A 22,548-nucleotide genomic window follows, 5' to 3' on the forward strand; every position below is an offset into this window, starting at 1 on the left:
ACCTTCGGGTTGCTTTTTTTATGAAATATACTGTAAGGTTAACATGGCTATAGCGATTGCAATGCCAAAACTCAGCAGTGTTCCAATAAGCACATATTCTGTTAATTTAATATCGTGTGCTTCTTTTAAGTCTCCGAATCTGAAAATAGATTTCGCTGCCAACAAAAAACCAACAGCTTCAAAATGATTGGTTAATACAAATAGAAAAATAAGAACACGTTCTAAAATTCCAATATATTTCCCTGCATTTTGTAAAGATTGTGGGCTATTAGGCTGGTTTTCAGGAATCCATTTTGCAATAATTACTCGCATCACAATGGAGGTTGGCATCGATAAAAACAATGCTCCAGCAATAACAATCCAGGTTTTTGTATTATTTAGAAAGCTGATATCAAGATTTCCCTTGTAAAATAAATGCCAGATTAAAACTATAGATGAGAAGTGTAAAATCTGATCTACAAAAAACAATATTCTAGCATTTTTTTTGGTTTGAAATAAAGCTTTGCAAGCATCTATAATAAAATGAAGTACTCCAATTGAAAAAGCAATTTTCCATACATTAAAGCTTAGAAAAAAAACAAATATTAAAACAATATGAACGGCTACATGAAGATAAAGCTTGCCGGATTTTAACTTTTTTCTTTCTTTATCCTTTACCCAAGAATCTGGTTGCAAGAAAAAATCTCCGATTAAATGCGCCAGTATTAATTTGATTAAATAGATGTCCATTATTTCGAAATCTTTTGATTTAATTTTTTACGATAAAGCTTATCCATTTCCATTATTTCAGAATAATGCGCTCTTTTTAAGGCTTCACTCACAGATGATTGTGTTCTCCCTGAAATATTGGCCAACTCACTTTGAACTAAATTTTCATTTTCTAAAGCAAGTTTTACCATTTCTGCAGCTACTAAACCCCAACTATCCATTGTAATTAAAGCAAGTTTTATAAGCACGTTTATTTCCTCATCAAAATCTTGAAAATCGGTTTTAATTGCCAGATTAACCTTTGCCTGTTTTAAACTGTCAAACGCAAATCCTGAGTTAATAAATGCATCTCCACTTGATTCGGAGAGCTTTTTGCGCTTATTTTTAACCTCACCAATTCCAATACCCATTCTAACATCGGCAGGTTTATTTACCCTAATACAAGCTTTTAAATAAGCAGCTGTTTTAATTGCATTTTCGGGTTCTACTTCAACCTGAAAACTGTCTCCACGATAAATCTCCCATTTATTATTTTGCTCTGAAACCACTTTTAAAGCGTTTTTTAAGCTTAATAACCAGCTATCTTTTATCTTTCGTGAACCAACAATATCGCCTGTTATAATACCAATCATAACACTAATATAATGCTTAAAATCTGATTTCACAAAAAATTATCGGCTAATTACCCGATATTTCAAATTATCGGCTAATTACCCGATATTTTAAATTATCGGCTTTTTACCCGATATTATTATAAAACTTAAATACACATTCATTGTTTATTAAGCATGGCATTAATCGAATTTACCAAAAGAGGCATTTATTGTAAGCAGGGCGATTTTTATGTAGATCCATGGTGGCCTGTAGATTACGCTGTAACTACACATGGCCATAGCGATCATGTTCGGTTTGGAAACAAATATTATCTCTGCCATACACTTACAAAACCCATAATTAAAAGGCGCATTAGCGAAGATTTAAATGTAGAAACTTTAAATTATGGCGAAAGCATTGTTCGAAATGGTGTAAATATTTCTTTTTACCCGGCAGGGCACATTATTGGTTCGGCACAGGTTCGGTTGGAATACAAAGGCGAAATCTGCGTAATTTCTGGCGATTACAAAATAGAAGATGATGGAATTAGTGATGTTTTCGAGCCTGTTAAATGCCATAGCTTCGTTTCAGAAAGTACTTTTGGTCTTCCGGTTTACAAATGGCAAAAACAGGATATCGTTTTTAACAATATAAAAAACTGGGTAAATGATAATGTTCATCAGCAAAAAACAAGTGTACTTATTGCGTACAGTTTGGGGAAAGCACAACGATTAATTAAGAATTTAGCTGGAGATGTACCAATTTACGTTCATAACAGCATTGCCAACCTAAATGAAGTAATTATAAAAGCTGGCGTAAACTTACCCGAAACGATTAGAATTACGCCCGAAACAACAAAAGATGAGCTACAAAAAGGAATTGTAATCGTACCGCCTGCAATGAGAGATAGCCGTTGGATTAAAAACTTAAGCCACCCAGTTACCGGAATCTGTTCTGGATGGATGCAGGTTCGGGCGCACCGCCGTTGGCAAAGTGCTGATGCAGGATTTGCGTTGAGCGATCATGCAGACTGGCCCGGATTAATGGAAGCTATTACAGCTACTGGTGCAGAGAAAGTTTATGTAACACATGGATTTACAGCAACATTTAGTCGGTTTTTAAACGATAATGGTATCGAGTCTGCAGAAGTGATGACTAAATTTGGGCAAGAAGACGATGAAGAAAATAAGGTTGATTTAGCAGATGTCGAAACTCATAACCCAAAAACAATATGAAACGTTTCGCAAGACTGATACAAAAGCTTGAGCAAAGTAATAAAACCAATGATAAAATTACTGCATTGGTAGATTATTTTAATTATGCCGATGATAAGGATAAAGTTTGGGTTATTGCATTATTTACCGGTAAGAAACCCAAAAGACCAATTAAATCGGCACTCTTAAAATACTGGGCAATAGAAATTACCGAAACGCCAGAATGGTTGTTTTCTGAAAGTTACTCCAACGTAGGCGATTTAAGTGAAACAATTGCTCTTCTCCTTCCTCCTGCCGAAAATACTTCTGATTACCAACTTCACAAATGGATAGAGGATCTGCACGATTTAGAGGGTAAGGATGATGAAACCAAAAAGAATTTTATCTTAAATGCCTGGAACACTCTAGAAAACCAAGAGCGTTTCATTTTTAATAAATTAATTTCAGGAAATTTCAGAATTGGAGTTTCAAATAAAATGTTGGTTAATGCTTTAGCTAAACAAAGCAGTTTAGATAGTGCGCAGATTATGCACAGCATTATGGGTAAATGGGATCCGTATGAAATTACTTTTACCGAGTTAATTAACGGAATCCACGTTAATACCGATAATTCATGGCCGTATCCTTTTTGTTTAGCTTATGCACTGGAAAGTGAGCCTTCTACCCTGGGCGATATCAAAGAATGGCAAGCAGAGTGGAAATGGGACGGCATCCGTGGTCAAATTGTAAAACGAAATGGCGAACTGTTTATTTGGAGCCGTGGCGAAGAACTGGTTACAGAGCAATTTCCAGAATTACATTTTTTAATCGATATTTTGCCCGATGGCGTGGTTTTGGATGGAGAAATCTTAGCGGTTCAAGATAAAAATGTACTTTCTTTCAGCACTTTGCAACAGCGTTTAAATCGAAAAACAATTAATAAAAAACAGCTGGAAGATGCCCCAATAGGTTTCTTTGTTTATGATATTCTGGAATATGAAGCTAATGATTTTCGTGAGCAACCACTAAATCAGCGGAGGAAAATATTAGAGCAACTTATTGGCGGCTTAGATGAAAGCCCTGTTGTGCTATCTCCGGTTATCAATTGTAATAATTGGGAAGAACTTGCAGAACTTAGACAAACTTCTCGCTCGATAAACAGTGAAGGCATAATGCTCAAAAAACTGAGCTCGCATTACCACAGTGGTAGAAAAAGAGGTGATTGGTGGAAATGGAAAATCAATCCATATACGGTTGATGCTGTTATGATTTACGCCCAAAAAGGAAGTGGACGAAGAGCAAATTTCTTTACCGATTATACTTTTGCCGTTCGCGATGGAGAAAATCTGGTTACCATTGCAAAGGCATATTCAGGGTTAACAGATAAGGAAATTAAAGAAGTAAATTCATTTGTAACCAAAAATGCGATTGAAAAATTTGGTCCGGTACGCACCGTAAAACCAGAATTAGTTTTCGAAATTGCATTTGAAGGCATCGCCGAAAGCAAACGTCATAAGGCAGGTTTGGCTCTGCGTTTCCCCCGTATTTTACGTTGGCGAAAAGATAAAAAAGCTGATGAGATTAACACATTGGAAGATTTGCGACAGTTGCTCGCCTCAACAATGTGAGGCTCACGACAATTTTTGAAAGTTTTATTTTACTTAGGTTTACCTTACTATTTTAAACCCGACAGAAGCGAAAATACTTTTTGTTGCGATACCAGTCATCCGATGAATATCTGCAGTAATGCCAATATTCATCGGATGACACTAAATATTGCTCAAAAAGATTGTAGCAAATGGCGTGACTAATTTAACCGAAGAATTACTGAAATTGCTTTTCAAATTTAAAATATAGAAATTACAATTATACATGGACCAAACAAAAACCAAAGGCTACAAAAAAATTAAGCAATGGCTTAAAGCCAATGGTCGCAAGCCTTTTAAATTTCAGGAAGATGCTTGGCAATACTATTTAAACGGTTATAGTGGTTTGGTTAATGCACCTACAGGATTTGGAAAAACGTTTTCATTATTTTTAGCCGTAGCTATCGAGGCTTTGAATGCTTCAGAAGCGAGCAACAAAAAAGCAAAAGATCGATTGCAATTAATTTGGATAACCCCACTCCGCTCCTTAGCAAAAGACATTGCAAGAGCCATGCGAGAAACCTTATTAGAATTGGAACTCGACTGGCATGTAGGCGTTAGAAATGGCGATACGTCGCAGGCAGAAAAAGTACAGCAAAAAAAATCGATGCCAGAGATTTTGCTGATCACACCAGAAAGCCTACACTTATTATTGGCGCAAAAAGGCTCATCAACACTGTTTAAAAACTTAAAATGTATTGTTGCTGATGAATGGCATGAGCTTTTAGGCAGTAAACGAGGAGTGTTGGTGGAACTTGCTGTATCAAGGATTAAAGGTTTACAGAAACTGGAGAAAAATCAGTTTTTAAGGATTTGGGGGATTTCTGCAACCATTGGCAATATAGATGAGGCTTTAAATGTTCTGGAACCAGACGAATCAGCCAAAAGGATCATTGTTAAAGCCGATCTGGAAAAGAAAATTATAATTAAATCCATTTTGCCAGATGATATCGAAACTCTTCCTTGGGCTGGGCATTTGGGTCTAAAATTAGCTTACAAGCTATTGCCAATTATAGAAAAAAGCAAAACCACTTTAATCTTTATCAATACCCGTGGCCAATCGGAAATGTGGTATCAGCATTTGTTAAATATAGAGCCAGAGCTGGCAGGAAGAATTGCCATCCACCATGGGTCTATAGATTTCGAATTGAGAAATTGGATTGAGGATGCTTTGCATACCGGACAATTAAAGGCTGTTATTGCTACCTCATCGTTAGATTTGGGTGTCGATTTTAAACCGGTAGATACGGTAGTACAGGTAGGTTCGCCAAAAGGTGTAGCCCGGTTTTTGCAACGTGCTGGTCGCTCAGGGCATTCGCCTCACGAAACTTCTAAAATATATTTTTTACCTACCCATGCTTTAGAGTTGGTTGAAGCTGCAGCGATAAAAGAAGCAGCCAAAACAAATAACATCGAAAGCCGTGAACCATTTATTATGGTTTTCGACACATTGGTTCAATATCTTGTTACGCTGGCCATAGGCGATGGTTTTGATGATAAAATCATTTATGAAGAAATAAAAAACACCCATGCCTTTAAATTAATCTTACCAGAAGAATGGAATTGGGTAATGCAGTTTATTACATCCGGTGGCGATAGTTTAAGCGCTTATAACGAGTTTAAAAAGGTAACCAAAGATGAAGATGGACTTTGGAAGGTTAAAAGCAGACAGCTGGCTATGCGCCATCGTTTGCACATTGGTACAATTGTAAGCGATGCCATGCTTAAAGTCAAGTTTATTTCTGGAGGTTATATTGGAATGGTAGAAGAATACTTTGTAACCCGTTTAAAAGCTGGCGACAATTTCCGATTGGCGGGTAGAGTTTTAGAATTTATCCAAGTAAAGGACATGACTGTGGTTGTGCGAGTGAGCAAACAGAAAAATGCAATTTCCCCGAGTTGGAATGGTGGTCGTCTGCCCTTATCTTCAAACTTGGGTTCTGTGCTGCGTAAAAAGTATAACGAGGCTTTGGATAAAACACATCAGGATGAGGAATTAGATTCTGTTTATCCTCTATTTCTGTTGCAAGAAAAACGATCTCATGTGCCCAGAAACGATGAATTATTAATTGAGCTGATTAACAATAAAGAAGGTTTTCATCTTTTTGCTTACCCATTTGAAGGACGTTTGGTGCACGAGGTTTTAGCTGCGTTGGTGGCTTATCGATTGAGTAAACTCCTGCCAATTAGTTTCTCCATCGCCATGAACGATTATGGTTTTGAGCTGTTGAGTGATATTGAAATCCCAATGGACGAATCAATCGCTTACGAAGTTTTTTCTCCTAAAAATCTTACGGAAGACATTACTTTGAGTATTAATTCGACAGAAATGGCACGAAGAAAATTTAGGGATATTGCCTGTATTTCGGGTCTGGTTTTTCAGGGTTATCCTGGTAAATATGTTGCCAACAAACATCTCCAGTCATCAGCAGGTTTATTTTTTAATGTTTTTAGCGATTATGACAAACATAATTTACTTTTGCGGCAAGCGTACGATGAAGTTTTTTATCAGCAATTGGAAGAACCAAGATTAGCTGCTGCTTTGGAAAGAATTCAAAATGGCGCAATTATAATTACCAATCCAAAAAGCTTTACTCCATTATCCTTCCCAATTAAGGTTGATAGTTTAAGGGAAAATATGAGTTCGGAAGAATTGGAACAACGGATTGCAAGAATGAAAGCGGAATCGGAGAAGTTTAAGTAACAATTTTCTACCATATAAGACATTTAAGAAAACAGAAGTTATGAGCAATACACTTCCATGACCTTACATTTCTTATATGGTAAATTTTATAGATAAGAATTAATGACCATTACAAGCCACGGAGAGGAACTGATTTTAGATAAAGAGCGGGCTTTATACTTACCTCAACATAAACTTTTAGCCATTAGCGATTTGCATTTGGGTAAATCGGCGCATTTTCGGCAAGCTGGTGTACAAGTACCCTCTACTATTGCGCAAAGCGATTTACAACGTTTAACGCTCCTAATTGAGAAGCATAATCCAAGTACTTTACTGATCAATGGAGATATGTTTCATCACGGTTTAAATACTGATATTGATGAATTTGCATCGTGGAGAAAAAATTATAAAGAATTAAATTTCTTATTGGTTAAGGGCAATCATGATAAATTGGCTCATGCGGATTATAATTCGATGAATATTGAAATTTATGAACCTAGTTTTTGCTTGGGGCCATTTTGCTTTATCCATGACGCTCCTCAATGTACCGAAGAGGAATTATATCCCATAAGCGGGCACATTCATCCAGGAGTATCCATTGTTGGCAAGGCAAAACAACGACTAAAATTTCCGTGCTTTTATTTTGGCAACGCTTATGCGGTATTGCCAGCTTTCAGTTTATTTACAGGACTTTACAACATCTACCCTAAGAATAATGAGCGGATTTTTGCTGTAACCCCAAAAAATGTTGTAGAAGTTTAAGCTAAGAATGAGAATCTATTACCTGCTTTAATTGAGAAACTTGTAAAACACCACTTTGTCTCCAAACCTGTTTTCCTTGCTTAAATAACATTAAAGTTGGTACACTCTGAACACTAAATGAGGATGCGGCTGCTTGATTTTTATCGATATCAATTTTAATTATGGAAACCGAATCTCCAACCTGGGATTTCAATTGTTCTAAAATTGGTTTCATCATTTTGCAAGGGCCACACCACTCGGCAAAAAAGTCTACTAAAACAGGCTTATCGCCATTTATTAAATCTGAAAACTTCGACATGATTTTTTATTTATTAAAAAACAAAGTTAGGCTGGTTTGGTTTGTCAGGATTAAAAATCCTTAATTCAAAAGATGGGAATACAAATCCCGACTAACCCGGTCAAATCCCGACTGACTTAGAGATAAAAAATCCTTTTATAAATGGAATTACAGCTAATAGAAATTATGCACTAATGGGCAATTCTGCATTCAATGCCCCTACCCAGTTATCAAACAAAGTTTTTTCTATTTTGATTACTTCTGTAGCATGATTTTCCCAATCATCAGAAAAATGAACCAATTGATTCATCATTTCCTCCAAATGACCTTCTTCTTCTAAAATAATAGACTTTACATTTACTTTACTTTTTGCTTCATCCAAAACCGTTTGATAAATTGGGTAAAGTTCATCAGCACGAACTTCGATAGCATAGGTAACGAAAAGATATGCAGCAAATTTCAAATCGTAACCCGTCAAACCAAATTCTGCTTTCAAATAACGGCATACCGCAATATCTAAGGCATGTAGATAGTATTTTGTATTATTTGGAGAAAGCAGTTCTGCATTTGTATAGGTTTTGCAAAGCGTTTCGTCTATTTTAGAGATTTGTTTTTTTAAATAATAAGCATGACGGTGTTCTTCTGCCGCATGCTTAAGAATGATCAGGTTAACATTTTCTTTATGTTCAGAAGCAGAGATCTTTTTAGCCCCTGCATTTTCCATGTAAGATAATGTGTTTAACCATTTGGCATGTAGTACATTATCTGCAACTATCGATTTTAAAATTGAATCTAACATTCTTAACTATTAATTGGAAACTGATTAAATTTCTCTATTAAAATCCCAATTCTCTAAATAATCCGCTACCCTGCGCACAAACATTCCGCCTAACGAACCGTCAACTACCCTATGATCATAAGATAGCGAAAGGAACATCATATGTCGAATTGCAATAACATCACCATGTTCAGTTTCTAAAACCGCAGGTTTCTTTTTAATTGCGCCTACGGCCAAAATTGCTACCTGTGGCTGGTTTATAATTGGAGTACCCATTACATTACCAAACGAACCTACATTGGTTAAAGTGAAGGTTCCACCCTGCGTTTCATCAGGTTTCAGTTTAGAAATCCTTGCTCTATTTGCCAAATCGTTTACGGCTTTGGTTAAGCCAACTAAATTAAGCTGGTCGGCATTTCTAATTACTGGAACAATCAGGTTTCCGCTAGGTAAAGCAGCGGCCATACCAATATTAATATCTCGTTTTTTAATAATTTGCGTTCCATTTACTGAAACGTTAATCATCGGAAAATCCTTAATTGCTTTTGCTACAGCTTCAACAAAGATTGGTGTAAAAGTTATCTTCTCGTTTTCACGTTTTTCGAAGCTATTTTTCACTTTATTGCGCCACAAAACCATATTGGTAACATCTGCTTCAACAAAAGAAGTAACGTGCGGAGAAGTTGTTTTACTCATCACCATATGATCGGCAATAAGCTTACGCATTCTATCCATTTCAATGATTTCGTCTCCACCGCTAACACTTGTAGTAGATGTTTTGTTCGGTGAAGCGGCCTGAACGGAAGGAACAGGTTTATTTTCTAAAGCCTCACTGAGAGGTGTTGGCGGTGTGATGATTACTTCTTTTGTAGACACCGCTCCACCATTTTTATTGGCGATATAATTTAATAAATCGTCTTTATTTAATCTGCCATCCGCACCAGATCCTTTAATTGAATCCAATTCCTGAATTGAAATATTTTCTTGGGTGGCAATACTTTTAACCAATGGTGAGTAGAAACGGTCAGAAGCATCAGAAAGAATTGGATCAACTTTTGTTTCTACCGGCAGTTGTTCTATTCCAGGAATTGGCTCGGGTTTATCTTCTGTAGTTGAGGGAACAATTGGTTCCTCGGCCTTAAGATCATTTCCACCTTCTGTTTCAATTATTGCAATAACATCTCCAACCTGTGCCACTTCATCTGTAGCAAAAAGTTGCTTTATCAATTTTCCAGCAACAGGTGATGGTACTTCAGAATCTACTTTATCAGTAGCAATTTCCAAAATAGTGTCATCCAGATCAATAGAATCGCCAGGTTGTTTTACCCATTTAATTACAGTTGCTTCAGCAACACTCTCACCCATTTTTGGTAACAATAATTCGTATTGAGCCATATTAAATTACAGTATATTATATTGGTAGTGCAGCAAAAATACAGTTTTTATTCTTTCCGCTATGCTTCTTTAAGTAGATTTAATAGCATTGTTAATGCGGAAGCTGCAGAGCGTTCAATGTTCTGGATGCGTTTGTTGCTGAAATTAAACACTTTAGCTACGGTTTTATTTTTGCTGGAAATAGCAATCCAAACTGTGCCTACAGGTTTATCTTCTGTTCCGCCATCTGGGCCGGCAATTCCACTAACAGCAATGGAATAATCCGTTTTAAAGTTTTTAACGGCACCCTCGGCCATTTCGGTAACGGTTTGTTCGCTTACGGCACCAAATGTTGTCAACGTGCTTTCTTTTACGCCAAGAATAGATTCTTTTAATTCGTAAGCATAAGCTACTGCACCGCCCCAGTAAACAGAAGAGCAACCCGGATGTTGGGTAATCAAGTGTGCAATATATCCGCCGGTACAACTTTCTGCAGTTGAAAGCGTTAAGCCTTTTTCCTTCATAATATTGAGGATTGCCTTCTCCAAAGGAATATCTTCATCAATAACAACGAATTTTTTTACCTTCTCGATAATCTGCCTTGCAAAAACTTCAACCTCCTCCTTTAAAGTAGATTCATTTTCACCCTTGGCTGACAAGCGTAAACGAACCTGACCTAATTTAGGCAGATAAGCCAATTTAATATGTGCAGGTAAACCATTTTCAATCTCTTCTATTTCTTTTGCTAAAAAGGATTCGCCAATATTTGCAGTTAAAATGGTTTTGTGAACAATTGATGGAAGTTTGAAACGACTCGTAATTCGCGGAAGAATTTCATCATCCATCAAATACATCATCTCGTAAGGAACACCCGGCATAGAAACAAAAATCTTTTCGTTTTGCTCAAACCACATGCATGGCGCTGTTCCGTTTTTGTTTACTATTACTTCGCAACCATCAGGTACATCTGCTTGTTGCATATTGATATCAAGCAAAGGGCGCTTGTATTTTTCGAAGATTTGACGAACCATTTCTAAGGCGGCTTCATCTCTCCTAAAACCCATTTGGAAATATTTAGCTAAAGTTTTCTTAGTTATATCATCTTTTGTTGGCCCCAATCCTCCTGTTATTAAAATTAAATCGGCCCGTTTTTCTGCCTCGCCTAAAGCTTCGATAATATGTTGCTCATCATCAGAAACAGAAGTAATCTGTTTTACTGAAACGCCTATTGAATTAAGCTGTTTAGCCATCCAGGCTGAATTTGTATCAACGATCTGGCCAATGAGAATCTCATCGCCAATGGTTATAATTTCGGCTAACATATTGTTATTGGTATGTGTTGTAAAAACCCTGACGCTTGCTCAGTTTTAAATCCTGTAAAATCGAAGCCTTAACTTTAATGGTTACGGAATAACTTCTATAAGCACCGTAAGGAACCCAGTTAATGCTCATATCCCAACAATGCAAATCGCGATAAATACCAATGTTCATTGGCGTTAATCCATTGTTTTCAAAATCGTAACCAGAGTTAAAGGTTACTTTCCATTTAGGTGTAAGGTTAACATCACCGTTAAAGTTCAAGGTATTGCTCACTCTGCTTATTCCTAAATCGTTGGTGTATTGGAAGCTATAAGAAAATGAAAAGTTCCATGGAATATTAAAATCTACAAATGCGTTCGGGTCACGACTGATTGCAGCCAATTGCTCTGATTGAATATCGGTAAGGCCTTTCTTTTTTGAAGCTGCATCTAATTTATCATTTGCTTCGTTCTTTCTTTTTAAAGCTTCAGGATTTAAACTGTAATCGAACGAAAACCCAATAGAGGTTAAACGCGGAAGTCTGCCGCCTCTTCTCCAGGTAAAGGTATTGCTTCTGATATAAGTTCTTACTCCTGAAGCTGTATCCAATTGAGAATCTAATGCATAAGGATCCAATGTTCCACTATAGTTAATCCCAAGTTTATCTGTAAACTGAGAACGGCCACTAAAGCCAAGTGTAGAAAGTTTATTTCTTTGAGCCAAGAAATTGTACGATCCGCTGATACTTAACCCTTGAATAATTGGAATTTTACGTTCCCCCGTTCCTGTGGTATCTTTGCTTGATTTTACTTTTAATTCTACCGTGTTATCTAACCCAAATCCAATGGATGCAGACTTACCGGAGAATGAACCCGGAAAAGCGCTGTTTTCCAATATTGAATATTTTAAATCTTGCCCGTAGCTATCTAAAATAGGTCTTCCGTTTTGATCAATTGCAGCTAGATATGGCCCACTTCCTGCTTTTGTAAAATCTGGCGAATAACTAAATGAAACATTAGGTGTCATTACATGCCTTAATGCCTTGATATTACCTAAGTTTTTAAATTCTTTTTTACCGTATATTTTGGTCGACATACTGGTAGAAAGATTATAACTTCCTGCTCTTTTAAAACCACTAATTGTATCGGTTCTATACGTATATGTCCCATCGGCGAAAGAGGTATATCTATTTCTGGTAGTTTGAAAATTCCAAACTTCATTATATGTTCCGCCTAAACTAAAGTTTAAATATTTTAAGGCCGTAAAAGACATGCTTACAGGAATGGTATGGGAGAAACCAGACTTTAAACGTTTTAATCCATCATTCTGAAACAACAGACTATCTTTTGTGCTGATGCTATTGTTTCCCTGTAAACCATAACCAATGGTTATTTTCTGATACCACTTTTGCTCGCCTACTCTATTTTTAGAATCAAAGGGGCTAAAGGTTGGAACGTTAAAAGTTGCCTGTGGTAAACGCACCGAAATATCTTTTGTGCTTAAGGTTTGATCACTTCCTAAACTTAATGAATAATTCATTCCGTTTGGATAAGCTTTTGCATAACTAATACTACTGCTCATGGTATTGTTCGCAATAGCACGTTGATCGTAACTGGCATTAGCTGCAGTTGCTGTATAATAAGTACTCGAACCTAAGTTTACACTAGCACTGAAAGTAGTACCGGGTTTTGCGTTGGCATTTTGACTGTGTGACCAAGTTAAGTGAAATACTTTAGCCGGATTTCTAAATGCTTCAGTACCTTCTAATCCATTTTTTGTGCTCGAATAGTTGAAATTTACGTTTCCGCTGTACTTGTAACGTTTAATATAATTGCTTAACAAACTCGTTTCGTAAGAGCCGTTTGTATAAATGGTTCCCAAAAACTTGGCATCCCAATAATCGTTTAAACCCAAATAGTAGCCTGCATTTTGCAAGAAAAAACCGCGGGTTGCGTCCTCTCCAGGGGTTGGTAAAATTAAGCCCGAAGTACGTTTATTTGGTTTCGGAAAAAATGCAAAAGGAAGCGCAAAAGGTGTAGGAACATCTTCAATAACCATATAAACAGGCCCCGTAACAATCTGCTTTTCTGTAACTACGCCTTTAGAAATCATTAAACCAAAGTGGGGATGTGGTAAATTACACGTACTGTACATTACATTTTTTACATGCAACTCATCATCAATTTGTTTTTTGCTTTGGCCACCCGAAAAGTAACCACCCTCCTGTTCGGAGAAAACTCCAAATACTTTAGCTCTTGTAGTTTCGGAATTATAGTATAACGAATCTGCAATTGCCGTACCTTCTACCCCAGATTTAAAAATCGGCTTTCCGATGTAGCGTTTTGTTTTTGGATCTGTAGTACCTCTTGCAAAAATGGTATTGTTTTTTTTATCGTATTTTATGTAAGCAGCATCTAACTCAAAGTCACCATAAACCACCCTAGCATTACCGTACAAGTAAACAATACTTTTATCCTTGCTCAAACGAACGGAATCTTCCGCTTTATATTCAACTTTTTGATCGAGATCGCTATTGTTTTTGCCGATTTTTTTAGTTGTATCCTTTTTAGAAGTGTCTTGCTGAATAATTTGTTGCAATGAAAAATGCGAAAATGCGTTAGCTTTACCAACACCATGTGTTAATAAAATGACAGAAATTAGTAAAATAGAGCTCTTAAGAAGTTTCAAATTCGTATTTGAATGTTATTTTTGCACAAATGTTTAATCAAAAACGTTCAAAATTAGTGAAAAATATACCATTGATGTATCTTAAAACCATTTTAACATTTATTATTTGCTTTGTATTAGTCAATACAATTGATAATCAAGCCTTTGCACAAGAATATAAAATTAAAACAATTGTAATTGATGCTGGTCACGGCGGTAAAGATGGCGCTACTCATGGGGTTTATTCCAAAGAAAAAGACGTTGCTTTAAAAACAGCGCTCAACTTAGGAAAAGCATTACAAGACAGTATCAAAGACATTAAAATAATTTATACCAGACAAACAGATGTTTTCATTCCCTTGTATGAACGGATAAATATTGCAAATAATGCTAAGGCAGATTTATTTATTTCGATTCACTTAAATGATATGCCTGTTCATGTTTCTAGAGTGGTAGATTATTACAAAAAAGTTAAAGGAAGAAAAGTTCCGGTATACCGTACAACAACATCTAAAAGTACTTCAACTCGAGGTACGGAAACCTTCGTTTCCGGTACTGGCCGTTTAGGGGAGCAAGATGAAGTAATTAAGCGTGAAAATGCGTCGATGTTTTTGGAAGACAATTATCAAAAAAACTACGAGGGTTTTATTGCAAATACACCAGAAAACGATATCATGCTCTCTTTAATGAAACAAACCAACCGAGAACGAAGTTTGAAATTTGCTTCAATGCTTCAACAGGAATATGTTAACGCTGGGCGTATAAATCGCGGAGTACAGGAAAAAAGCCTAGCGGTTTTGGCTAGAGCAGCCATGCCAGCCGTATTAACCGAAATTGGTTTCGTTAGTAATCCAGAGGATGAAGACTATATGAACTCTGTAGAAGGTCAAACAGAAATTGTAAACGGAATTATTAAAGCCATTAAAAATTATAAGCGAATAGCAGAAACATCTTTCTAAACATCCCTAAATGAAGATTAAAAATCTATTAACTATTTTATCGTTAGCACTAATATGTTCTGCAACACCTTCGTTTGCCCAAGGATATAAGATTAAAACAATAGTAATAGATGCTGGCCATGGAGGTAGAAAACCTGGCGCATCGGGAAGTTTCAGTACGGAAAAAAATATTTCTTTAAAAGTTGCACTTAAACTGGGTGCAAAACTTAAGGAAGAAATGCCCGATATTAAGATCATTTACACAAGAACCAAGGATGTTGATGTGGATTTGTATAGAAGAGCAGAAATTGCGAACGAAGCAAATGCAGATTTATTTATTTCAATTCACTGCAATTCGATGCCTCCAGGCAATAAAGGCATAAAGGGTGTTGAAACTTTAGTTGCTGGATCCAACCGATTAAAGGAACAAGACGCTGCGATTCGTGAAAATGCCGATATTAAATTAGAGAAGAATTATAAAAGCAAATACGATGGTTACGATCCATCAAACCCAAGTACTTTTATTCTTTTATCATTATTAAAAAACACGTTTCGAGATAAAAGCATTAAATTCGCAAAATTAATACAGAATAGCTATATAGAAAGAGACAAGAGATTAAGCCGGGGGGTTAAGGAACAAGGTGTTTTGGTTTTACAAAGATGTGGAATGCCGGCAGTTTTAACTGAAGTTGGATTTATATCGAACACGGAAGAAGAAAAATACATTAACTCCGAAAAAGGACAAGACGAAATTGTTGACTCGATATTCGCTGCAATAAAAGCCTATAGGAAAAACATAGAAGTTAAATAATTGGCATTATAAATGTTGAACGATTTAACTCATAAACAACAAAACATTTAACCCAAAACAAACAATTGATGTAGCTTTTTGTAATTACAATTACATATTTATACATCGGTAACAACAATAACGCTCTGGCAAGCAATAAAGAACTAAATTTACTGCTTGAGCCATTAAATAAAAACACTCATGAAAATTAAGAACGAAACTAAAGTAGGGATATTAGCCGCATTTGCCATTGCTTTATTAATTATTGGATATAACTTTTTAAAGGGAAATTCAATTTTTTCTAGCGAAACAAACTTACTAGCAAGATATACAAGAGTTGACGGTTTAACAGTTTCTAAACCTATATTAATAAATGGTTACCAGATAGGCAGAGTTGCTAAATTGCAATTAGAACCTGGGGGAACAATTTTAGCAACGCTGAGCATCAATAGTAAATATGAAATTCCTGAAAATAGTATTGCCCGTTTAGAGGGTACCGATCTTTTGGGCAGTAAAGCAATTGTAATGTCATTGGGTAATTCTAAAAAAATGGCAGAAGATGGCTTTATGCTAAACGCCAACGTAGAGAAAGGCTTGATGGAGCAAGTTCAACCCGTACAGAAAAAAGCAGAATTAATTATCGGTAAAATGGATTCTATCTTAAGTAGTGTCAATTCGATTTTAAATCCAAATTTTCAGAAAAATGTTGATAAAAGCTTTAGCAGTATTGCTGGAACTTTAGCGTCATTAGAAACCACTTCTAAAAAGGTTGATGGTTTGGTTGGTTCTGAAAGCGCCCGTATAGAGGCGATATTTAAAAATGTAGAGGGCATTACTGCGAACTTAAACAACAACAATAAAAAAATTAGCGATATTTTAACAAACATCAATACAGTGACGGATAAGTTTGCCGCAGCAAACTTTAAACAAACTTTAGATAATGCCAATAATGCCATTGCCGATTTACAAAGTGTTATTTCTGGAATTAAAGACGGTAAGGGCAGTTTAGGACTTTTACTTAACGATACTAAAATGTACGATAACCTAAACAGTGCATCTAAAAATCTTGATGCCTTGATGATTGATTTAAAAGCCAATCCAAAACGTTATGTTCATTTCTCTGTATTTGGCGGAGGAAATAAAACGGATAAATAACAATTAATCCATATAAACTAAAAGGCTTTCAAAAATAATTTGAAAGCCTTTTTTTATAGCTAAATATTTTTTTTACATTTCATTTAAAGCTGAAATGTTTTTCCCTCAATAGCCAGTTCGGTGTTTTCGAAAACGGATTGTGTTTCTTCTAAAAGCATTTGAAGCGTTTTGTAACGAGATGAAAAATGACCGATAATTAATTTCTTTACATGATTAATTTTGGCCACCTCTCCTGCCTGCAACGCAGTGGTATGATGAGTTTCATTCGCTCTATCCAAAAGTTCGTGCATAAAAGTTGCTTCGTGGTATAACGTATCGCAATTTTTAATTATTGGAAAATACCTTTCATCAAACAGCGTATCAGAACAATAGGCATAACTTCTCGGTGGGTCTGCTGGTGTTGTATAATCCTCACTTAACAAAATTTCACCATTGGGCAACTCCACATTCAATCCCTTTTTCAAAACAGTGTAATAAGCCATTGGCACTTCATCTGCCTTGTCTTTTATCAATCTGCGTTGTCTTTGCTTCTGCTCGAAAATAAAACCAGTACATGGAATGCGATGATTTAAAACAATTGTTTTAACAATCAAATCACTATTTTCGAAGATTTGAGTTGATTCTGTTGCATCAATGGGAAAAAACTCAAGCGGATATCTTAAAGTGGTATCTGAATATTTAAACTGAATCTCCAAAATTTCCAGTAATGCAGCAGGACCAAAAATCTGCATGGGCTTGATTCTGCCGTTTAAATGCAAACTCGACAGTAATCCGATTAAACCGAAGTAATGATCACCATGTAAATGACTGATGAAAATATAATCTATCCGGGCAGATTTTAAATTGAACCGAATCAGTTGCTGCTGGGTGCCTTCTCCACAATCTATTAAATAAAATTTCTCATTACAATTTAATAGCTGTGCCGTTGGGTTGCGGTTAAAAACCGGTGTTGCAGAACTACTTCCTAAAATTGTAACCTCAAACTTCATTTTTCTAAGATATAAAAAGCCTCGTAGATTTTTAAAAACTACGAGGCTCATCGTTAATATTTAAATGTAATTATTTTGCGCCTCTAAATTCCTTTTCCAGTTCATCCATAAAGATGAAATCTGTAGCTTCCGCTAATGTATTTACAAACGTTACAGATTGAAATATGTTTGAAAGTTCTATAATTGGGGCCAGCTGATCATTAATGCCCGTTACAATAAACAAACCGTTAGCACTTTTGCAAAGTCGGTCTCCTACCAATAAACAGCTTAAATCTTGCGCATCCGTACATTCCTTTACATGGCTTAAATCAACAATTATATTTTTAAATCCTTCTGCATTAAGTAAATACAATTCAGATTTTAGTCCAGGGGAATTATCATTAGTAAACTTTGGCTCTTTAAGCTTTAGGGTTACATATTTATCGTGTTTATCTACCGAGAATTTCATCGCTCTAATTTCTTTATTGTACTAATGTATAAATTTTTTCGAATTAAAGTTTTTCAATAGCAGTTAAAACGTTGTTTTCAATTCTGCTCGAAATAGAATCTGCATCTGCCTTTACGAACTTTTCTCCCACAATTTGCTCATATAATTCTATATAACGTTCTGAAATTGAATGAATAATCTCTTCGGTCATTTCTGGAATTGTTTGCCCATCTTTTCCTTGAAAACCATTTTCAATAAGCCATTTCCTTACAAATTCTTTGGAAAGCTGTTTTTGAGGCTCATTGTTATTTTGGCGTTCCTGATAACCTTCTGCATAAAAATACCGAGAAGAGTCAGGTGTGTGGATTTCGTCAATCAGATAGATTACTCCATCTGCTTTTCCAAACTCATATTTTGTATCAACTAAAATTAATCCAGACTTTGCGGCAATTTCAGTACCTCTTTGATACACAGCAAAAGTATATTCTTCTAATTTTTCATAATCTGCCAAAGAAACAATTCCTTTAGCTAAAATATCTTCTTTAGAAATATCTTCATCGTGCCCAACCGATGCTTTGGTAGTTGGCGTAATGATTGGTTTTGGCAACTTATCATTTTCTTTTAAACCATCTGGTAAAGAAACACCACAAACCGTACGTTTACCAGCGCTATATTCTCGCCACGCATGCCCAGCCAAATATCCTCTAATTACCATTTCTACTTTAAACGGTTCACAAATCCGACCAATAGTGACCATTGGATCAGGAATATCTAAAACCCAATTGGGTACAATGTCTTCTGTAGCAGATAAAAATTTAGCAGCAATTTGATTTAGAACCTGTCCCTTAAAAGGAATGGCCTCTGGTAAAACTACATCGAATGCCGAGATCCGATCAGATACAATCATTACCATAAGTTTATCAGCAATGGTATATACATCGCGAACCTTACCTTTGTAATAATTGCTTTGATTTGGAAAATTAAAATGGGTTTCTTTTAGTGCTTTCATAAAGGGGTAAAAATAAATAAAAAAGTCGGAAAGTACGAGGTCAGGCGACAGAAGTAGGGAGTTAAAATACACAAATTAAAAACCTCGTAGTTTTATCGGCTACGAGGTTTAAATCATTACAATTTATTTAAAGCCTGTTTAAAATCTCCAACGGAAATTAAGCCGATAAGTTCATTTTTTACCTGTATATTAATCTTATCACCTGATTTATATAACTGAAGTCTACCTTTAAAAAGATGCTCTTTATCCATTTCAGCAAAAGAAAATAATTTTTTAAGCTTTTCCTTTCTACAAACCCATTCTTCATCGTTCTCAGAAATAACCAATCTGATTGTATGAGGTAGTTTTTCAAAAGAGAACTTCAAATTATTATCTAATGAAATACTTTCCATATAATTATTTCTAATATTTAAATTTCATTTAATAAAATGAAACAGATAAGTCTTGGTACCTCAACATAAAGCCAAATTTATTTCTAACCGCTTACTTATTGTATATCTCCGTAGGCTTTCAAAATATCTTTAACCAATTTATGGCGAACAACATCCTCTCCGCTTAAATAAATGATATCTATACCTTTTATTCCCTCTAAAATGCGTAAACCATTGTGTAAGCCAGACATTTGTTTTTTGGGTAAATCAATTTGGGTTACATCACCCGTTACAATAAACTTAGCTGTTGGTCCCATCCTTGTTAAAAACATTTTTAACTGCATATCAGTAGCATTTTGTGCTTCATCCAATATTACAAAGCAGTTATCTAGCGTACGCCCACGCATAAACGCTAGCGGTGCAATTTCAATCGTACGGTTTTCAATGTAGAACTTTAGCTTTTCTGCAGGAATCATATCATCCAAGGCATCGTATAGCGGGCGTAAATAGGGATCTATTTTTTCTTTTAAATCACCCGGTAAAAAGCCTAGATTTTCTCCTGCTTCTACCGCCGGACGCGTTAAAATAATTCTTTTTATTTCTTTATTTTTTAATGCCCTAACAGCCAAAGCAACGGCAGTATAAGTTTTTCCCGTTCCCGCTGGGCCTATAGCGAACAATATATCGTTTTTACCAATGCTGGTTACCATTTTGCGCTGATTGGCCGTTCTGGCTTTAACCAATAATCCATTTGTACCAAAAACGATAACTTCGCCACCACCTGCTCCGGCTTCACCAGTAACTTTCTTCTCTACTCCTGTTGCCTTTGCGCCAAGAATAGATTCTACATCGTTACCATTAAGGGCGCTGTATTTTTCCATGTGGGCAACAAGTTCGTTAAACTTCTCCTCAAACGACTTAAGTTCCTGTTCATCACCGAGAACTGTTACACCACTACCTCTCGCTACAATTTTCAACTTTGCGAAAGCACCTTTAATCATTTCGTAATTCTCGTTATTTGGCCCCCAAAAGTGAGCAGGATTTACGGTATCCAGAGTTAATTTTAATTCGTTCAAACTGTAGTATTTTAAAAAGTTATCGGGGTATATTAATTAAAATTTGAATATTTGCAGACGCTTAGGCCTGTACACAAGAATAAGCAATAATAATGAATTTTTAATGGGGATAATTACTTTAACAACAGATTTAGGTTCAAAAGATTTTTACCAGAGTGCCCTTAAGGGTAGCCTGTTGAGTCTAATGCCTACTGTTACCTTAGTTGATATCACACATGAAGTTCCTTCTTTCAATATTTCTTACGCGGCTTTCGTTCTAAAAAACGCTTTTCCTTATTTTCCAAAGAATACAGTACACTTAATTGGGATTGATTCTGTTTACAGTGAAAACACAAAATATATTGCGATAAAGCACAAAGATCATTTTTTTGTAGGCGCAGATAATGGCATCTTTTCCCTGCTTTTTGATGATGTTCCCGAAGATGTAGTAGAGCTTAACATTATGCAGGATTTAAAATATCTCCATTTCCCATTGGTAGATATTTTTGTTAAAGCGGCCACACATTTAGCCAAAGGTGGTAAACTTAAAGATATTGGTTTACCTGTAGCGGAGATTGAACAAAAAATGCTTTTACACCCTGTTATTGAGCGAGATATTATTAGGGGAAGTGTGGTTTATATTGATACTTTTTGTAATGTAATTACTAACATAACCAAAGAGCTTTTCACTAAAATCCAAAAAAACAGGGATTTTACGCTATACTTTAGAAAAAGTGAAACCATTACTCAACTCAGCTGGCATTACAACGAAGTTCAGGAAGGTGAAAAACTTTGCCTTTTCGGAATTAGCAATCATTTGGAAATTGCAATTAATAAAGGTAAAGCAAGCGGTTTACTGGGTTTGCATTTAGGTGATATTGTTAGAGTTGAATTTCATCCTTAAAAAAATATACAACGAAGATTCATTAATTTCTACTCCGCCAATAGCGCCATTTTAGTTTCGCTTAATTTCCCCTGTTCTTCCTCGCCCAAAACAGGAAATTTTAGATTTAAACTTTTCATTTTATCTTCTATAATCTCGCTAATTGCTAAACGGGCAAACCATTTTTTATCTGCAGGAATGATATGCCAAGGCGCATCTTTAGTACTGGTTTCATTTATGGCATCCTCGTAAGCTTTCATATAATCATCCCACAAGGCCCGTTCCTTAATATCTCCTGAAGAGAACTTCCAGTTTTTAGTTGGATCTTCTATCCTTTCTAAAAAACGTTCCTTCTGTTCTGCCCTACTTACGTTTAAAAAGAACTTTATAATAACCGTTCCGTTAGCGGTTAAATGTTCTTCAAAATTGCGAATGCTTTGATAACGCTGTTTCCAAAAATCCTTATTTATCTTTTTCACATCGGCAAAGCCAGGAATATTTTCACTTAAAATGTATTCTGGATGAACCTTGCAAACCAAAACATTTTCATAATGAGAACGGTTATGGATTCCGATTCTTCCCCTTTCCGGTAGCGCTTTATAATGTCTCCACAAAAAATCGTGCTCGTATTCTTCTGACGTTGGAACCTTAAAACTAAAAACCTGACAGCCTTGTGGGTTTAAACCGCTCATTACATGCTCTATAGCACTGTCTTTACCTGCTGCATCCATCGCTTGGAAAAGGATCAGAACCGATTGTGTACCAGAAGCATATAATTTTTCCTGAAGATGATTAATCTCGATTTTAGAATTAATCAATGCATCTTTCGCTTTCTCTTTGGAATACCCTCCAGTATAATCGGTTTTAACGTTTTTTAAAGAAAATTTTTTATCTCCCTGTACAATTAGGCTCTTAAATTCGTTTTTCATACTTATGTGTTAAATTTAGAT

Annotated in this window: 21 protein-coding genes; 8 read left to right on the forward strand and 13 right to left on the reverse strand. The window is 35.8% G+C overall.

All coding sequences use genetic code 11. From position 1 onward, the window contains the following. Positions 1-18 precede the first annotated feature (18 nt). Both DF947_RS02720 and DF947_RS02725 read right to left on the reverse strand, forming a co-directional pair. Entirely contained in the window at positions 19-729 is a 711-nt protein-coding gene (locus DF947_RS02720) for a DUF3307 domain-containing protein (RefSeq protein WP_109928136.1), read from the reverse strand. Then, on the reverse strand, positions 729-1,340 hold the full coding sequence (locus tag DF947_RS02725; protein WP_109928137.1) for a SatD family protein: 612 nt from the start codon (positions 1,338-1,340) through the stop codon (positions 729-731). Before DF947_RS02725 ends, DF947_RS02720 begins: the two co-directional genes overlap by 1 nt. Positions 1,341-1,496: 156 nt before the next feature. Between DF947_RS02725 and DF947_RS02730 the strand changes: the two genes are divergently transcribed. The 4 genes from DF947_RS02730 to pdeM all read left to right on the forward strand — a co-directional run bounded on the left by DF947_RS02730 (position 1,497) and on the right by pdeM (position 7,586). Continuing rightward, positions 1,497-2,537: a ligase-associated DNA damage response exonuclease gene (locus tag DF947_RS02730; RefSeq protein WP_109928138.1), complete on the forward strand. Its 1,041-nt coding sequence runs from the start codon at positions 1,497-1,499 to the stop codon at positions 2,535-2,537. Further along, entirely contained in the window at positions 2,534-4,123 is a 1,590-nt protein-coding gene (locus tag DF947_RS02735; protein WP_109928139.1) for an ATP-dependent DNA ligase, read from the forward strand. The genes DF947_RS02730 and DF947_RS02735 overlap by 4 nt, the downstream gene beginning before the upstream one ends. Before the next feature lie 244 nt (positions 4,124-4,367). After that, complete coding sequence (locus DF947_RS02740) at positions 4,368-6,845, forward strand: ligase-associated DNA damage response DEXH box helicase (protein ID WP_109928140.1); 2,478 nt, start codon at positions 4,368-4,370, stop codon at positions 6,843-6,845. 102 nt (positions 6,846-6,947) lie between these two features. After that, complete coding sequence (gene pdeM, locus DF947_RS02745; RefSeq protein WP_109928141.1) at positions 6,948-7,586, forward strand: ligase-associated DNA damage response endonuclease PdeM; 639 nt, start codon at positions 6,948-6,950, stop codon at positions 7,584-7,586. A gap of 1 nt (position 7,587) precedes the next feature. Here pdeM and trxA read toward each other — a convergent pair whose 3' ends face one another. The 5 genes from trxA to DF947_RS02770 all read right to left on the reverse strand — a co-directional run bounded on the left by trxA (position 7,588) and on the right by DF947_RS02770 (position 14,002). Continuing rightward, positions 7,588-7,884: a thioredoxin gene (trxA, locus tag DF947_RS02750; protein WP_109928142.1), complete on the reverse strand. Its 297-nt coding sequence runs from the start codon at positions 7,882-7,884 to the stop codon at positions 7,588-7,590. 163 nt (positions 7,885-8,047) lie between these two features. Beyond that, complete coding sequence (locus DF947_RS02755; RefSeq protein WP_109928143.1) at positions 8,048-8,662, reverse strand: hypothetical protein; 615 nt, start codon at positions 8,660-8,662, stop codon at positions 8,048-8,050. A gap of 24 nt (positions 8,663-8,686) precedes the next feature. Beyond that, positions 8,687-10,036, reverse strand: a complete 1,350-nt coding sequence (locus DF947_RS02760; protein ID WP_109928144.1) for a dihydrolipoamide acetyltransferase family protein — start codon at positions 10,034-10,036, stop codon at positions 8,687-8,689. 59 nt (positions 10,037-10,095) lie between these two features. Next, a complete protein-coding gene (locus DF947_RS02765; protein WP_109928145.1) occupies positions 10,096-11,337 on the reverse strand; it encodes a competence/damage-inducible protein A in 1,242 nt (413 codons plus the stop codon). A 4-nt stretch (positions 11,338-11,341) separates the two neighbouring features. After that, the gene (locus DF947_RS02770; protein ID WP_109928146.1) at positions 11,342-14,002 is read right to left on the reverse strand and encodes a putative LPS assembly protein LptD; all 2,661 of its coding nucleotides are present in this window, start codon (positions 14,000-14,002) and stop codon (positions 11,342-11,344) included. 74 nt (positions 14,003-14,076) lie between these two features. Here DF947_RS02770 and DF947_RS02775 point away from each other — a divergent pair, with 74 nt between their 5' ends. The 3 genes from DF947_RS02775 (at position 14,077) to DF947_RS02790 (ending at position 16,864) form a co-directional block, all read left to right on the forward strand. After that, on the forward strand, positions 14,077-14,940 hold the full coding sequence (locus DF947_RS02775) for an N-acetylmuramoyl-L-alanine amidase family protein (RefSeq protein ID WP_109928501.1): 864 nt from the start codon (positions 14,077-14,079) through the stop codon (positions 14,938-14,940). Positions 14,941-14,950: 10 nt separating this feature from the next. After that, a complete protein-coding gene (locus DF947_RS02780; protein WP_109928147.1) occupies positions 14,951-15,730 on the forward strand; it encodes an N-acetylmuramoyl-L-alanine amidase family protein in 780 nt (259 codons plus the stop codon). 180 nt (positions 15,731-15,910) lie between these two features. Next, entirely contained in the window at positions 15,911-16,864 is a 954-nt protein-coding gene (locus tag DF947_RS02790) for an MlaD family protein (RefSeq protein ID WP_109928149.1), read from the forward strand. An 83-nt stretch (positions 16,865-16,947) separates the two neighbouring features. Here DF947_RS02790 and DF947_RS02795 read toward each other — a convergent pair whose 3' ends face one another. The 5 genes from DF947_RS02795 to DF947_RS02815 all read right to left on the reverse strand — a co-directional run bounded on the left by DF947_RS02795 (position 16,948) and on the right by DF947_RS02815 (position 20,736). Further along, positions 16,948-17,853 carry a ribonuclease Z gene (locus DF947_RS02795; protein WP_109928150.1) on the reverse strand — a complete coding sequence of 302 codons (906 nt, stop codon included), beginning with the start codon at positions 17,851-17,853 and terminating at the stop codon, positions 16,948-16,950. A gap of 70 nt (positions 17,854-17,923) precedes the next feature. After that, positions 17,924-18,301, reverse strand: coding sequence for an STAS domain-containing protein (locus DF947_RS02800; RefSeq protein WP_109928151.1), 378 nt, complete (start codon positions 18,299-18,301; stop codon positions 17,924-17,926). A gap of 43 nt (positions 18,302-18,344) precedes the next feature. After that, on the reverse strand, positions 18,345-19,289 hold the full coding sequence (locus tag DF947_RS02805; protein WP_109928152.1) for a phosphoribosylaminoimidazolesuccinocarboxamide synthase: 945 nt from the start codon (positions 19,287-19,289) through the stop codon (positions 18,345-18,347). Between the two features lie 116 nt (positions 19,290-19,405). Further along, positions 19,406-19,681, reverse strand: coding sequence for a hypothetical protein (locus DF947_RS02810; RefSeq protein ID WP_109928153.1), 276 nt, complete (start codon positions 19,679-19,681; stop codon positions 19,406-19,408). 95 nt (positions 19,682-19,776) lie between these two features. Beyond that, positions 19,777-20,736: a PhoH family protein gene (locus DF947_RS02815; protein ID WP_109928154.1), complete on the reverse strand. Its 960-nt coding sequence runs from the start codon at positions 20,734-20,736 to the stop codon at positions 19,777-19,779. A 103-nt stretch (positions 20,737-20,839) separates the two neighbouring features. Here DF947_RS02815 and DF947_RS02820 point away from each other — a divergent pair, with 103 nt between their 5' ends. Then, the gene (locus tag DF947_RS02820; RefSeq protein ID WP_109928155.1) at positions 20,840-21,619 is read left to right on the forward strand and encodes an SAM hydrolase/SAM-dependent halogenase family protein; all 780 of its coding nucleotides are present in this window, start codon (positions 20,840-20,842) and stop codon (positions 21,617-21,619) included. Positions 21,620-21,648: 29 nt separating this feature from the next. On the opposite strand, the gene DF947_RS02825 is transcribed toward DF947_RS02820, so the two are convergent. Next, positions 21,649-22,527: a polyphosphate kinase 2 family protein gene (locus DF947_RS02825; RefSeq protein ID WP_109928156.1), complete on the reverse strand. Its 879-nt coding sequence runs from the start codon at positions 22,525-22,527 to the stop codon at positions 21,649-21,651. Positions 22,528-22,548 lie beyond the last annotated feature (21 nt).

The sequence above is a fragment of the Pedobacter paludis genome (genome assembly GCF_003173575.1).
Taxonomy (GTDB): Bacteria; Bacteroidota; Bacteroidia; order Sphingobacteriales; family Sphingobacteriaceae; genus Pedobacter; species Pedobacter paludis.